Origin of the sequence: Paenibacillus terrae (genome assembly GCF_005217525.1) — a bacterium.
Lineage (GTDB): Bacteria > Bacillota > Bacilli > Paenibacillales > Paenibacillaceae > Paenibacillus > Paenibacillus terrae_C.
This window is the reverse complement of record NZ_PNXQ01000005.1, coordinates 2,925-19,111: the sequence shown is the minus strand read 5'-3', so window position 1 is coordinate 19,111 and position 16,187 is coordinate 2,925. Positions and strand designations below refer to the sequence as shown.

6 protein-coding genes and 1 pseudogene are annotated in these 16,187 nt (G+C 44.3%); all 7 read left to right on the top strand.

Annotated features, from left to right (window positions below; genetic code table 11):
* Positions 1-101 precede the first annotated feature (101 nt).
* Positions 102-2,345 (top strand): annotated as a pseudogene (locus C1I60_RS26100) (non-ribosomal peptide synthetase); the annotation flags it as partial.
* Positions 2,346-2,399: 54 nt separating this feature from the next.
* Positions 2,400-9,647 (top strand): non-ribosomal peptide synthetase, encoded by a 7,248-nt coding sequence (locus C1I60_RS03400; RefSeq protein WP_289306505.1) that lies wholly within the window; start codon positions 2,400-2,402, stop codon positions 9,645-9,647.
* Between the two features lie 101 nt (positions 9,648-9,748).
* Positions 9,749-10,483 (top strand): response regulator transcription factor, encoded by a 735-nt coding sequence (locus C1I60_RS03395; protein WP_137060491.1) that lies wholly within the window; start codon positions 9,749-9,751, stop codon positions 10,481-10,483.
* Positions 10,480-11,556: a sensor histidine kinase gene (locus C1I60_RS03390; RefSeq protein WP_137060490.1), complete on the top strand. Its 1,077-nt coding sequence runs from the start codon at positions 10,480-10,482 to the stop codon at positions 11,554-11,556. Before C1I60_RS03395 ends, C1I60_RS03390 begins: the two co-directional genes overlap by 4 nt.
* A gap of 138 nt (positions 11,557-11,694) precedes the next feature.
* On the top strand, positions 11,695-12,471 hold the full coding sequence (locus C1I60_RS03385) for an ABC transporter ATP-binding protein (protein ID WP_137060489.1): 777 nt from the start codon (positions 11,695-11,697) through the stop codon (positions 12,469-12,471).
* Positions 12,446-13,801 carry an FtsX-like permease family protein gene (locus C1I60_RS03380; RefSeq protein WP_137060488.1) on the top strand — a complete coding sequence of 452 codons (1,356 nt, stop codon included), beginning with the start codon at positions 12,446-12,448 and terminating at the stop codon, positions 13,799-13,801. The genes C1I60_RS03385 and C1I60_RS03380 overlap by 26 nt, the downstream gene beginning before the upstream one ends.
* 58 nt (positions 13,802-13,859) lie before the next feature.
* Positions 13,860-15,323: a serine hydrolase domain-containing protein gene (locus tag C1I60_RS03375; RefSeq protein ID WP_170970731.1), complete on the top strand. Its 1,464-nt coding sequence runs from the start codon at positions 13,860-13,862 to the stop codon at positions 15,321-15,323.
* The last annotated feature ends 864 nt before the right edge of the window (positions 15,324-16,187 follow it).

Genomic DNA, 16,187 nt, shown 5'->3' with positions numbered 1-16,187 from the left:
CAGGCGGAAAGAGTGCGCTTTTGCGTGCTTTTTCCGTTCATTCTGTGCCGATTGAAGATTTGTGCTACCTGCTCGCAGCTTGATGTCATTACACACAATGGGAGGTATATAAATTGTCTATTTTCAAGGAACATGAACTGTATTGGGAACAAATGCTCAGTCCCGAGGATCGGATGAACTCGTTACCATATTCCAGTCTGAACTCAAAAGAAGCTGACGCTGGCTCTATTTCCCGTTTGCATCACATGTCTTTTTCGTTATCCGCGCAAGTTTCTGAGCGTATCCTGTCTATGTCGAAGGGTACTCCTATGGCTATTTATTTAATTTTGCTGGCTGGCGTGGAGTGCCTGATATATAAATATACTGGGGAAGAGCAGATCATTGTAGGCATGCCGGCTTTACAGCAACAAGCTACTACAGAGCTTCCAATGAACGAATGCCTTCCTGTCAAAACGAGGCTGAGCCGATCCAGTACGTTTAGATCCGCCTTTTCCGGGCTTAAAAAGACGGTAACAGAAGCGCTTGAGCATCAAAATCTTCCGTTTCGGAAAATGGTGAAAAATCTGAGCCTCACATATACAGCGAATCATACTCCTGTTTTTCATACCGTTGTTTCCTTACGCCATCTTCATGTGGAGTCATGTGACGAACGGATTTCTTCTGATGCATGGTTTCAGTTTGAGCATGTAGAGAATAGCATTCAATTAACATTGTCCTGTAATGCGGAATTGTACGATCCCGCGTATATGAATCAGCTCGTTCAGCATTTGGAGCACATACTGTCTCTTATTTTATTTGGGCCGGATTTGCACTACGGCAGTGTGGGATTGTTGTCCTCCAGTGATGCGGCACAATGGTTAGCATTATTTAATAACACTGCTATCGAATATCCTGAGGGAAAAACGATACACCAACTGTTCCGTGAACAAGCAGAGCGCACACCGGACCATCTAGCCATTGTCATGGAAAATGTACAGATTACATATCGTGAGTTACATGAACGCTCTAACCGTCTGGCGCGCACTCTAAAGTCCAGAGGAGTTGGAAAAGAACAATTCATCGCTCTGATCACAGACCGTTCTATTGAAATGATTGTAGGTATTTTAGGTATCCTGAAGGCAGGAGGCGCTTATGTTCCTATTGATCCTGCATACCCAGAGCAGCGCGTGAAGTATATGTTGACTGATTCGGCAGCAGACATGGTTTTAGTTCAAAAGCATGTCGCCGTCCCGTCAGACTACAGCGGAGAAGTTGTTTATCTCGATGAACTAGCTGCATATGATGAAAATACTGCTGATCTGGATGATACGGGTAATACGCATTTGGCCTATTTAATTTATACCTCAGGCACAACTGGCACTCCTAAAGGAGTGATGATTGAGCATTATAGCATCACCAATACCCTGCAATGGAAAGCACAGTCGTATGCATTCACGGAAGAACATCGTGTTTTGATGATGAGCAACTTTGTGTTTGACTCCTTTATTACACATCTGTTCGGTCCGCTAATTTCAGGGTCTACCATCTATTTGCTTGATGGACAGCAGAGTGCAGATGCTTTTGCAATTAAGGAGGCGGTCGGACGCTGGAAAATCACTCATTTGCAGAGCACGCCACAATTTTTATACCGTATTTTGGACATGATGGATGTCCGGGACGTATCTTCATTAAAAAATGTAGTTGTCGGTGGTGAAAATATCACACCAGCGCTTATCCGTCATTTAACTGGACTTAACGAGCAGATCGAGATTTGCAATGAATACGGGCCAACTGAAAATAGCGTCATCACTACTATGCGGAGAATGAGTGCTACAGACCATGCCATTTCCATCGGGAAGCCGATTGCCAATACTACAATTTATATTTTAAATACGGAGAATCAGCTTCAACCTGTCTATGTTCCAGGAGAGCTGTGTATTAAAGGGCCGGGCCTTTCAAGAGGTTACCTCCATTTACCGAAGGAAACAGCGGAGAGATTTACGGAGGACCCTTTTGTTCCCGGCGGCCGTATATACAGAACAGGCGATTTGGCACGCTGGCTACCTGACGGCAGCATTGAGTACCTTGGGCGAATAGACAACCAGGTCAAAATCCGCGGTTATCGGATCGAACCGGGCGAGATCGAAGAAGCTCTATTAAGCATGCCCTCTATTCGAGAAGCCGTGGTAGTTACACACGTAAATGGAGAAGGTATTCCGCATTTGTGTGCTTATATTGCAGGCAGTGGAGAATTCCGGACGTCAGATATCCGCAGCGCCCTGTCGGAAAAAATCCCGGAATATATGATTCCTGCTTTTATTGTGAAGCTGGAGCAGATGCCTCTTACGCCAAACGGAAAAGTGGATCGTAAAGCGCTCCCGGCTCCCGAAGAACAAATTCAGCGAGAAAATGATAAATATATGGCTCCTCGAACCGCTGTAGAAGAGACACTTGTTACGATTTGGCAAGCCGTGCTTGGCGTTTCTCCCATCGGCATCCAGCATCATTTTTTGGATCTCGGCGGTGATTCTATTAAAGCGATACAAGTATCCTCCCGGTTATACCAGGCTGGCTACAAAGTAGATGTAAAGGATTTATTCAAATATACAACCATTGAATTGTTAAGCCCACATGTCCAAAAGGTTAGCAAGACAGCAGACCAAGGAGAAATCAGCGGGCCGGTCATGTCTACACCTATTCAGAGATGGTTTCTGGAGCGCCAAACCGAAGACTCTCATCATTTCAATCAATCCTTTATGCTATATAGAAAAGATGCTTTTCAGGAAGAAGCACTGCATGCAACGTTAAAAGAATTAGTAATACACCACGATGCACTGCGAATTGTTTTTCATGAAGCCGACCACGGCTATGAGGTCTGGAACCGTGCGGTTGGAGATGGAGAGCTTTACGGTCTAGACGTATTTGACTTTCGTGAACATACCGATGCAGGTGAGGCTGTTGAGCGAGCGTCCAGCCGGATTCAGTCCAGTTTTCAGTTAAATAAGGGGCCTCTTGTCAAAGCTGGATTGTTCCGCTGTATGGATGGCGATCATTTACTAATCACCATTCATCATCTAGTCGTGGATGGCGTCTCTTGGCGTATTTTGCTGGAAGATTTACAGAAGGCTTACGAGCAGGCTGTGAAAGGAGAACGTATCCAGCTTCCACTCAAAACCGACTCTTTCCAGCTATGGTCAAAGCAACTGCAAGAGTATGCGAACAGTCCCGAAATAGAGAAAGAACGTAATTACTGGAGGGACATCAGTACAATTCCGGTATTACCGCTGCCAACAGATTTGGATAGGGGAGTTTCCAGAGTGATGGACAGTGAGGTGGTTGCTGTGCGTTGGACTGCAACTGAAACTGAACAATTGCTGAAATATGCTTATAAAGCTTACTCGACGGAAATAAACGATTTGCTGCTGACAGCACTAGGGATAGCGGTTAATAAGTGGAAAGGATTGGGGAAGGTTGCTGTTCATTTGGAAGGACATGGACGTGAGTCGATGATTCCCGGTCTGGATATTACACGCACGGTAGGGTGGTTTACGAGCCAATACCCGGTGGTGCTTCAAATAGATGCAGACCATGAACTGTCCAGACAAATCAAACAGACCAAAGAAATGCTGCGGCAAATGACGAACAAGGGCATGGGTTATGGCTTGCTCCGTTATTTAGCTGCTTCGAATACACATGACATTTGCGAAATCCGACCCGATATCAGCTTCAACTATCTTGGACAGTTTGACCAAGACATGGAGAACAGCAGCATCCAACTGTCGCCTTATTCCAGTGGACCGGATATGAGCGCCCTTCAGGAAAGACCTTACACCCTGGACATCAATGGAATGATTACAGGAGGAGTATTGTCGATGGGGATTGGGTTCAGTAGAAAAGACTACAGGAAAGAAACAATGGAGCAGCTCGCTGAATTGATGCATGACAGCTTGCTGGACATCATTACCCACTGCACACAGAAAGCGGCATCTCCTGAGCTTACGCCAAGCGATATTATGTTGACAGGGATCACAATGGCTGAGTTGGAGCAACTGACCCGAGATACGGCAGAAACAGGTACAGTTGAAAATATATATCCGTTGACCGCTATGCAAAAGGGGATGCTTTTTCACAGCTTGGCTGCTCCTGATTCGGGCTCATATTTTGAGCAAATTACGTTTGATATGCAGGGTGAGCTAGATGTGCGCGTTTTCAGGGAAAGTCTTCGTCAAATCATAGACAGGTATGACATCCTGAGGACCAACTTTTATTTTGGCTGGAGGGATACCCCGCTGCAAGTGGTGTACCGTGAGAAAGAACCGGCCCTGCATGTTGCAGATATTCGGTATATGACGAACGAGGATGCCAAACAGTGGACGGAAATGTATGCAGCCAATGATAAAATGCGCGGTATGGATCTTGCATCCGATGCGCTCATGCGGATTTCCATATTTCAAAAAGATGACACCATTTACCACGTAGTCTGGAGCTTCCATCATGTACTTATGGACGGATGGTGCGCACCGATTTTGTTTAATGAATTGCTTGAAATATATTATGCCAAGCTTCGTCATACTCAAGTGGAATTGCCTCCAACAGCTCCTTACAGTGAATATATCTCTTGGCTGGAAAGACAAGATCATGCCAAGGCTTCCCTTTACTGGAAGGGATATTTGGAATATTATGAAGGACAGGCCGTACTTCCAGGGGCAGATACAAGTATACATCAAGGATACGAGCTTGCCGAAACCGCATTCGAATTAAGCACAGCACTGACTGACAGTCTGAAACAACTGGCTAAAGAAAATCATGTAACCCTGAATACACTTTTACAAACGGTCTGGGGGATTGTGCTGCACAAATATAATGGGACCCCAGATACTGTATTTGGCAGCGTTGTTTCGGGCAGACCAGCTGAAATCCCCGGCATTGAACGAATGATCGGCTTGTTCATTAATACGATTCCGGTTCGTATTCGCTGGGAGGAAGGAGAGGTTTTCACTCAGTTGCTGCAACGTAACCAGCAGCAGGCTGTGGCATCAGGAGCCTTTGATACGTATCCGCTTTATGAAATTCAATCCGAGCTGGTACAGAAACAACAACTTATTACTCATATTATGATCTTTGAAAATTATCCTGTAGAACAACAACTTGAAGACAGCGGCTTGCCAAGCGCGGATCGTCTTGACATTCTTCACGCTGAAGTTCAGGAGCAGACGAACTATAATTTTAATATCATTGTAGTTCCGGGTGAGAAAATCAGCATCCGCTTCAACTATAATGCGCGTGTCTTTCTTGAGGAAAACGTGAAGCGCATAGGTGAGCATGTGCACCATCTCTTGCAACAGATTGTGGACAAGCCGGATAGCAAGCTGGCGGAATTGCAGCTTTTGACCGTAGAAGAGACAAGGCAGACACTGGAACAGTGCTATCAGGCAGCCGGGCCTGGATGTACCGAGAAAACGATTCATCAGCTATTTGAGGAACAAGCAGATCGTTACCCTGATCATGTTGCACTAGTGCATGGCGATGTTCAATTAACGTACCGTGAGCTGAATGAACAGGCAGACAGACTTGCCCAAAAACTCACTGCTTACGGAGTCGAATCTGAGCGAATCGTCTGTCTGATGGCTGATCGTAGCCCGGACATGATCATCGGCATGATAGCAATTCTCAAAGCGGGTGGAGCTTATATGCCAGTAGATCCGACATATCCGCAGGAGCGAATCCGTTATATGTTAGAGGACTCAGGCGCCGATATTTTGCTGCTACAAAGCCATTTGCAGGAAAAGGTAGCCTCGTTCTTTAGCGGCACGTGCATCGTTTTTAATGATGAAACCGGCCCTCTAAATGAGCAGAAGGAGAAATTATACAGGCAGACAAAACCACGTATGGCCCATTCGGACTCGCTGGCCTGCGTCATCTATACTTCAGGCACAACGGGCAAGCCTAAAGGAATATTGACAACTCATCGTAACATTATCCGAGTGGTGTATGAGAGTGATTATATTACAATTAAACCAGAAGATAGGATATTACAATTGTCCAACTATGCATTTGACGGCTCCACCTTTGACATTTATTCAGCTTTGCTTAATGGAGCTGGCTTGGTGCTGATTTCAAAAGATGCATTGCTGGATATGGATAAGCTGACGAAACATATGGCTGCGCATAATGTCAGCGTTTTGTTTGTTACGACCGCTTTATTTAACGTTATGTTTGATATATACCCGGACCGCCTGGTTTCACTCCGTAAAATTCTTTTCGGGGGAGAACGTGTGTCTGTAGATCATGTTAGGAAAGCATTGAGTTACCTTGGACCAGACAGGCTTATCCATGTTTATGGGCCGACAGAAAGTACAGTCTTTGCAACCGCATATCACGTCAATGATATCACAGAACACAAAGCAGTCATTCCTATTGGATACCCGGTAAGTCATACGAGCACTTACATTGTGAATGAAGTAGGACAGCTCCAGCCACCAGGCGTACCAGGCGAATTATGGGTGGGTGGGAGTGGACTTGCCCGTGGGTACCTCAACCGGCCAGAGCTGACATCCGAAAAATTTATTCCCAGTCCTTTCTCCCCTGGAGAGAGAGTCTATAGAACCGGAGATTGGGTAAAATGGCTCCCGGACGGTGCGATTGAATATCTGGGCAGAATAGATCATCAAGTTAAAATAAGAGGTCACCGCGTGGAGATTGGAGAGATTGAAACTCGGCTCTTAAATATTGAGCAGATTCAGGAAACCATTGTCATTGCCATAGAACAGGAAGGCGGGACCAAACATCTGTGTGCTTACTACACGAGCAGTTCCACCCTGACATCGGAATGTATAAGAACGATATTGAAACAGGATATGCCTGCGTATATGATTCCGGCCTTTATCATTAAGCTTCCAGCCATGCCACTGACTTTGAATGGAAAAATTGACCGTAATGCACTCCCTGCTCCTGAAAAAAGTGTGAAAACCCCTGGAAGTGGATATGCAGCACCACGAACGGAAACAGAGAGCTTGCTGGTTGAAATCTGGCAGCAGATTTTGGGAGTGCCACAGGTAGGCATCCATGATGATTTTTTTGATCTGGGAGGGGATTCGATTCAATCGATTCAGGTATCTTCCAGACTGTCTCAGGCCGGATTCCAGCTGGAAATGAGACATTGGTATACGAGTCAGACGATTGCAGAGTTAAGCGTACATGTGGAACAAATGAATGATAAGGTAGATCAAGGTCCAGTGAGCGGCACGGTTCGATTAACCCCCATTCAGCGGTGGTTTCTGGAAAGCCCGGATAATGTAAATCCTCATCATTTTAATCAATCCATGCTCTTTGCCGGGGTTGATCGTCTGGATCTGGAAGCTATTCATCGGGTCATGCGGCGTATTGCGGAACATCATGATGGACTGCGGACCGTATTCCGCCGGAGCGGTGAACAATACATTCCTTACATTCGGCAAGTCGATGAAGGAGAGCTCTATACGCTGGAAGTCAGGGATTGTATCCAGTTAAATAATCCAGCTACTGCTATTGAGGAAGCGTCCAACCGGGTACAAAGCAGCATTCAATTGGACATTGGCCCATTGGTTAAGCTGGTTCTGTTCCGTTGTAATCCTAGCGACCATTTGCTGATTGTAGTCCACCATCTTGTTATGGACATGGTGTCCTGGAGGATTTTACTAGAGGACATTACATCAGGGTATGAGCAAGCGGTCAACGGGCAAGCTGTAACTTTCCCTCCCAAAACTGCGTCCTTCCAAAACTGGGCGGAGGCGCTCCATGCTTATGCATACCAGCCGCAGTTGCAGCATGAGCGTGCGTATTGGCAGGAGGTTGCGTCCCAGGGAAGTCAGCCGATTCCTAAGGATTACACGGAGAAGGATTCCCTTGTCAAAGACACGGTAACCATCACTATAGAGTGGTCGAACGAAGAAACGCGGCAGCTGCTTACACAGGTTCATCAAGCTTATGATACAGACATTCAAGATTTGCTGCTCGCTGCATGGAGCCAGGCACTGTACCAATGGAAAAATCTTTATCAGACGATAATACATTTGGAAGGTCATGGCAGGGAGGCAATCATTCCCGGAATTGATATCACACGCACAGTTGGCTGGTTTACGACTCAATATCCGGTCAGACTCGTGGCAGATGCGAACGATGATATTTCACAGCATATATTGAAAACAAAGGATAATTTACGCCAGATTCCGAATAAGGGTATCGGCTTTGGAATACTGCGCTATATATCCGATTGGGCGCAAGAGTTCAAAAACGCCATACAGCCGGAAGTCAGTTTTAATTATCTTGGACAGTTTGACCAGGAGCTGCAGAACAGTGCGATTGATATTTCACCATATTCCAAAGGAAATGATGTAAGTGAGATGCAACAAAGACGCTATGTACTGGATATTGTCGGCAGCATCGCCTCCGGCAAGCTCACACTAGCTATCAGTTATAGCACAAAACAGTTCCAGAATGTATCCATTCAACGGCTTGGAGACCTTATGAAGGACAATCTGCGAACGATCATTAAGCACTGTGTTCGTCAAGGTGAAAACCTTCGTATACCTTCTTCTGAGGATATAAAGTATACAGGCTATATAGAAAAACCAAACGAATTTGCTGACAGATTGCTTCATTCTCCTTGGATGGATGGTGTGACAGGAGCTGTTTTGGTTTTGGTTCAAGATAACAAAATTGTTGTGAATCAGGGGTGCGGTTATACCGATCTGGCACGTTCTACAAAGGTAGATCCAGCTACTACGCTGATGAGGGTCGGGTCCATCAATAAAATATTTACATCGGTCGTTATCCGGCAATTGGCAGAGCAGGGTAAATTAGATATACATGCAAAGGTCCGTTCTCTCATCGAGGACATTGACATTCCCGGACCGTTTAACGAGTCGTTAACTTTGGAGCATCTACTGAATTATGAATCCGGTTTGGATTATCCAGATTCGGGGATGGATGACCTGATCAGGGGCGAAGTCCCTTCGATTATGACATTGAAGCAGTTTATCTATAAGTATATGCCTGCTGTTGTTCATATTCCTGGGGAACAATATCAATATAGCAACTTTGCTTACACTATTCTGGGGTACATCATTGAACAAATTACAGGCATGTCATGTGGGCAATATGCCCATAGCCACATCCTTCAGCCACTCGGGATGAACAGCAGTAGTTTCACATTGCCAGCAGAATGGTCAAATAGATTAGCGAAAGGTTACCATCCTGACCAGCAGCTTGTTCCAGCTTATCCGTATAGCCCAATAGACACGGCCACAGGAAGTCTGGTGTCCACCGGGGATGATATGGCCCGTTTCATGCTTGCGATGCTGGGGGAGGGGGCTTATGGTGGTAGTCGTATCTTAAGCCGAGAGTCGGCTCAAGCTTTAATGTCCGTAAAACCGGACATTAAAGCAGGCAAGCCTTACGGACGAAACGGATTCGAGATGAACATCCATCCAGAATACGGAAGCGAACGTATTTTGGTTAAGAGCGGCAACTTTCCCGGCTTTAGTGCGTTGATGTGGCTGCTTCCGGACCAGAAGACCGGAGCCTTCCTGATGTGCAATCAAAGTATAGTAAATAAATTTGAACTGTTCGAAGCATTTGCAAATTATTTTTGTCCGTCTGCTAGGAATAGAAAGAAATTATATGTGTAGTGATAAATAACGGGATTTAATGAGTATAACTTTCATTTTAGCCGCCATCCTATGGCGGCCTTTTTGTACGAAAGAGAAAGCATTGAAAAGGAGGAAAAGCTTTGTACCGAATTTTTATCGTAGAGGATGACGACAAAATCAGTCGTATTTTACAAAAGAATATGGAGAAGTATGGATTTGAGTCTGTTTGTGCAGAGCATTTCCAGGAGCTCTTGCCGGAGTTGGAGGCTTTTGCTCCACATCTTGTATTGTTGGATATTAACTTGCCCTATTACGATGGTTATTACTGGTGTCGTCAAATTCGTTCCCGTTCCAGTATTCCTATTATATTCATATCGGCGAGAGCTGGAGAAATGGATCAGGTTATGGCCATCGAACATGGTGGTGACGATTATATTACTAAGCCAATCCACCTGGACCTGTTGATGGCAAAGGTGAAAAGTGTATTTCGGCGGGTCTATGGGGAATATGCGATTGGCGGACAAGTACATCTTGCACAGCAAGGGGCACCGCAACCTGACTGGAATGTGAACGGTCTTCAGCTTTACAGCAGCCGTAATGAGCTGGTATGGGGGGAGAGACGGATGCAACTGACCAAAAATGAACAATTGCTTTCGGAATGTTTTCTCCAACATTCGGGTCAGGTTGTTACCCGTGAGCAATTGCTTGAAGCGTTATGGGATGATGTACAGTTTGTCGACGACAACACTTTGACGGTAAATGTGACACGATTACGGAAAAAGCTAGAGGAGTTGGGCCTGCCCAAAGCCATTGAAACGGTTCGCGGACAAGGGTACAAGCTGGATGTAGCTGCTGAAATGCGGGAGGAATTATGAGGAAAGGGCCTAAAATTAATTTTATTCGGGACCGTTTCATATATATCGGTCTGTATTTGATTGTTACGGCATTGGGAGTAGGCTTTATGCTACTGGAAAAGGCACATCAGCCTGGGCGTGATGACATGGGTTCAATTCCTTATTTTATTATTTTATCTTCATTTTTGCTGATCAGCTGCTTAATATTTGATTACTTACGCCAACGTCGTTACTATGCGCAGCTGCGGGGTGCACTTGAACGCTCCGATGAATTGCAGGCGACAATCATCGTTCAATCCTCGATTACCAGTGAACAACGGATGATTACATTCCTGCTGGAACAACAATACAACGCTTATATGAACGAGCTTCACAATTACCGTCGTCAGCAAGAGATGCAAAATCATTTTGTCATGCAATGGGTGCATCAGATGAAAACACCATTATCCGTAATCGACTTGCTAGCTCAAGAGATGATACGGCAAAAATACTCGAAACCAGTGGACATGAAGCAGCTATCGCTGAGTGTCCAAGAGGAAACCGAGCGTATGACCAGCGGACTGGAAATGATGCTGTATACAGCCCGCCTGAACAAGTTTGAAATCGATTTGCATCTTCGTACCACGGCTCTCCACGACTTAATCCGCTCGGTGATAAACGCACACAAGCGTCTTTGTATAAGGTACTCCATTTTTCCCAGTATTGATGGTGAAATGTGGATTGAGACGGATGAGAAGTGGATGACTTTCGTGCTAAACCAGTTTGTCAGCAACGCGATTAAGTACAGTAAAAGTAAATCAGGGAACAAGACGCTCAAGTTTTGGCTTAAAGATAATAGAATGGGGGGAGGGATCCTTAAGGTCACAGATGAAGGGATTGGTATAGCAGACTACGATCTTCCCAGAATTTTTGACGCTTTTTTCACCGGCGAGAACGGACGGATGGCGGGTGAGTCAACGGGCATGGGCTTGTATTTGGCTAAAGAGGTATGTACCCGGCTTGGACATAGTTTGTCAGTTACGTCTGTCTTAGGCAAAGGGACAACGTTCATGATCACTTTTGAGAACAGTGGGATTCATATGATTCACAATTAGATTACTGAGCAAAGTGACAATAATGTAAGGTAGCTTTATGCAAATTGTAAGAGAAATCGATGGGGCCACACGTGAGTGTACAGCTATACTAAAGCTACAAATAACATTTAATATTTTTTAAAGCGGGAGGATAACTGAATGAGTGTACTACGTGCTGAAGGGCTTGGGAAAACCTATAGTTCTAAAGGAAATATAGCTTATAAAGCACTGGAAGATATTAATTTGCATATTGAATCTGGGGAATTCGTTGGCGTTATGGGACCCTCAGGCAGCGGAAAGACAACTCTGCTCAATCTACTAGCTACGATAGACAGTCCTACGTCAGGACAAATTGAAATTGGAGGTATTAATCCGAATCGACTGAGTGACCGGAAATTGGCTTTATTCCGTCGCCGCAAGCTCGGTTTTGTCTTTCAGGATTTTAACCTTTTGGATACTTTGTCTTTAAAGGAAAATATTATTTTGCCCTTGGTGCTGGACGGCACTTCTACGCAACTTATTGAACAACGTCTCAAACCACTCGCAGAATGGCTGCAAATCGACAGTATTTTGTCCAAACGTACACATGAAGTGTCTGGTGGTCAAAAGCAAAGAGCAGCCATTGCACGGGCCTTCATTCATGAGCCCTCACTGGTGCTGGCTGATGAATTGACAGGTAATCTGGATTCTAAAGCAGCCAAAGACGTCATGGATGCTCTCAAAGATATGAACGAGCGATTGCACGCTACAGTACTTATGGTTACACATGATCCTTTTTCCGCAAGCTATTGCCAGCGAATTGTCTTTATTAAAGACGGAAGGCTGTTTTCCGAAATACGCCGCGGTGCGAACCGTCAGGCTTTCTTTCAACAAATTTTGGATGCGCTCAGCGTCTTGGGAGGGAATTTTGATGACGTTCCGTTCGCTCGCATTTAGTGGCATTCGGGGAAACTGGCGCTCTTACAGTGCATTTTTTATGAGCAGTGTATTTTCTGTTATGATTTTTTACATTTACGCTTCATTTCTTGCTCATCCAGACGTCGTCAACGGTCATATTATTGCAGCAGATAAGGTAAGGCAGGGCATGATTTTTTGTGAGTATATTATCGTTGGTTTTTCCTTCCTGTTTGTGTTGTATGCCAACTCAGCCTATCTGAAAACAAGAAAGCAGGAGTTTGGTCTTTATTCGCTGTTCGGAATGACACGTATGCAACTTCGCAAACTGGTCATTTATGAAAATATGATGATTTCCGTTTTGGCCATCGGGTGCGGAATCGTACTTGGTATGCTGTTCAGCAAACTATTTTTTATGGCTCTCGCTGCGTTGCTCGATATGAAGGAGCCAATTAAGTTCGCTGTACCTTTGGAGGCGGTGTGGTTCACAGTTGGGGGATTTCTAATATTATTCACTATAACATCTTTGAGCACAGTGTTCAGAATAGGAAGAACTGAGATTGTTGATTTATTCAAAGCCTCACGCCGCTCTACGGGCGAACTGATCTATTCTCCGTGGCTGGTGGCGCTCTCAATTGTTTGCCTGGCAACTGGATATGGTATCGCTATGACGTTCAACGGATCCAATTTTTATTTATTGGACGCTCAAGCATTCATCTTGATGACACTGCTAATATTGATTCCTGTCACATTAGGAACGTATTTATTTTTTTCCCAGTTTAGTGTTTTGCTGCTTAGCTTTATTCGAAAACGCCATCAGATTTATTATCATCGAACGAATATGGTCATTGTTGCACAGCTTGGTTACAAGATCAAAGACAATGCACGGATGCTGTTTATGGTGTCAATTCTCAGTGCAGTCATTTTAACGGCTTCCGGTGCTTTCTACATTCTGGTCAAATCCGTTCAATATGAATATTTAAAGGAAATCGCTTCACTGACTATGTTTATCGGTATGTTTATCAGTCTACTGTTTTTTATCGCCTCAGGAAGTATGATTTATTTCAAGCTTTTCACAGAACTTCAGGAAGATCAGGCTCAATTCAGAGCATTGTTGCGTATCGGAATGACAGAGCAGGAAATTCGTAAAATCGTGGTGACACAATTAGCGATTATCTTTTTTGTCCCTTGTATTGTGGGCATTCTTCATGCTCTGTTCGCTATGAAAGCTTTAGAAAACATTTTGACATACTCCAATTGGAGTTATTCCTTTGTTGTTATTGGTGTATATCTTATAATGCAAACCATTTATTTTCTGCTTACCTGCCACGATTACATGAAAAGTATGATGAAAGGAGCTGTATTGCAGTAGCATGATCATAAAATTAAACAGTAAGGACGTTACCATGAAAACTTTGGTGTTTTTACACTTGTGGAAAGCTGTAATTATAATTCCATTTACGATTGTCTGCTTGCTTATTCCGCTTTCGGTACATGCTCAACCTGCAGAGGAGAGTGTGGATACCGCTCAGATCGACCAATTTGTGAATTCGGCGATGAATGAATTAAATATTCCAGGGGCTTCACTTGCAATCGTCAAAGAGGGTCGAATTGTTTATATGGAAGGATATGGGATATCGGGGCCGAATAGCTCTCCGGTGACGCCGCAGACACCTTTCGTCCTCGGTTCAACGAGCAAATCTATTACAGCCATGGCTGTAATACAGCTAGTAGAAAAGGGTAAAATTCGACTTGATGACCCGGTTCAATATTATTTGCCATGGTTTCGTGTAGCTGATCTAGAAGCTTCCAGAAGGATTACAATCCGGGAACTGCTAAACCAAACCAGTGGATTGTCTACTTATGCAGGGGAGAGCACATTAACAACGGGCGATGAATCCATCGAACAGCATATCCGGAGTCTAAAGCATGTCCAGTTGACTGCGCCGGTGGGTTCTGTATTTCAATACTCGAATTTGAACTACAACATTTTGAGCGGTGTCATCCAGGCTGCTTCCGGTCAATCGTATACGGAATATGTACAACAACATATTTTCAAGCCGCTCCATATGAAACATAGCTATACTTCGCCTGACGAAGCCCGAAAAGACGGACTGGCAACCGGGTATCAGCCTGTATTTGGCTTTATGCTCCCGACAAAGCAGCTTAATCATGAAGGTACTGTAGCTTCAGGGTATTTAATCTCTAGTGCCGAAGATATGGCACATTATTTGACGGCACAGATGAATGAAGGGCAGAATGGGCCCTCCCCTGTTTTGTCGGTAAAAGGCATTAGTACTTTACAAAAACCCGTTGCTTACATGGGGGGAGGAAGCTATTATGCTATGGGCTGGGTTGTGGATAAGAAGGGTATTTCTCATAATGGCGCTACCGAAAATACGTATTCAAAAATGACAATTAATGAAAACTATGGAGTCATCCTGCTTGTCAATTCACTGGATTATTTGGACTTACAATCGTATGACAAGATCATGACTGGTATCAACGCTATATTGAATGGAGGAGAAATACCTCAAATTGGGATGTCAGACTTAGAGAGAACTATTTTTTTACTTGTGAATTGGGTCCTTATTACAATTCTCGCCATTCTTGCTCAGTCTGTATTCGGTTTGTTTAATTGGAAAACCCGTTCCCGAACGACTTCAGGGCGTTTGCTTCACATTGTAAGTATCCTTTTCTTCCATGTGCTGATTCCATCTCTGTTATTAATGACACTCCCCAAATTGCTGGTTCCTTGGTCTGTTATTAAACTGTTCTTACCTGGTCTGGGACATGTCATTTACTTTATTCTTATTTTATTGTTAGGTGTCGGTGTTGTAAAAACGGCGCTTGTGATGCGAACTATTCTAAAGAAAAAACATCATTTAGTATAATGGAAGCCTTCAAAGAAGAATCCACCATGAGTTACACTCATCTTAGCATAATCGCAAGAATTCCTGCATGGCAGAGTTAGAGCGCCCCAGCCATTGCACGCATTGGTCTGTTCGGTCAATCGCATTCTTCTCTTACAACCTGGGTAATAGCAGATGCTCTTCCTCCTGAAGTAAAAACCGTATTTTTAGATTTATTTGGAATCGACCAACACCGCCAAATGTACTTGAACGGTATGTTTCGACAAGATATCTATACTTGATGGGCCTTTGCCAACTCAGGCATCCAAACAGAAATAGTCCCGGGATTTTATATCAACAGGCGTTGGAAATACGTCTACACCAAGCTGCAGACAAAAAACAGCAGGGTGAACAGCTTACTTTTTATCGACATGATATCTCAGAAATCTGCCGAGAATCTGTCTACTGGAAATAAGGCATCTGGGCTGACCTATGGAGAATTTTCAGAACCGGCTGTTTCCAAATAGAACCGAACTTATGCATTTTAGTGAGAATTCTGATAATGAAAAGGAAAATACAAGCGGTAAATTATCACTGAAACCATCCATGCCATCTCAATTGAGTTATCAACTATAAATGAGCAAATTAGCTTCCAGTAGACTTTAAAAACAAAAAGAATAGAGACAAGGGTATCTCCTTGTGGTAAAAGGTAGTTACCACACCAACTCAAACCAAAGGAGAAACGACTATGTCTCATACCGATATCGTACCCGAACATGCCGCCATTCGCAATTAGTTGTCCCGGAATCGCCTACCCCTCTACTTTTCCAAACCGGTTGTGGCACATATTGAGACGTACATGGTCGCTTCGACGGTCAAAGGATTCCGGGGCAAAGGGGCTATAGC

Bases quoted from the DNA above. Each gene is read 5' to 3' on its own strand.
- C1I60_RS03390 (WP_137060490.1), top strand. From the start codon at position 10,480: ATGAGGAAAGGGCCTAAAATTAATTTTATTCGGGACCGTTTCATATAT.
- C1I60_RS03385 (WP_137060489.1), top strand. From the start codon at position 11,695: ATGAGTGTACTACGTGCTGAAGGGCTTGGGAAAACCTATAGTTCTAAA.
- C1I60_RS03380 (WP_137060488.1), top strand. From the start codon at position 12,446: ATGACGTTCCGTTCGCTCGCATTTAGTGGCATTCGGGGAAACTGGCGC.
- C1I60_RS03400 (WP_289306505.1), top strand. From the start codon at position 2,400: ATGGCTCCTCGAACCGCTGTAGAAGAGACACTTGTTACGATTTGGCAA.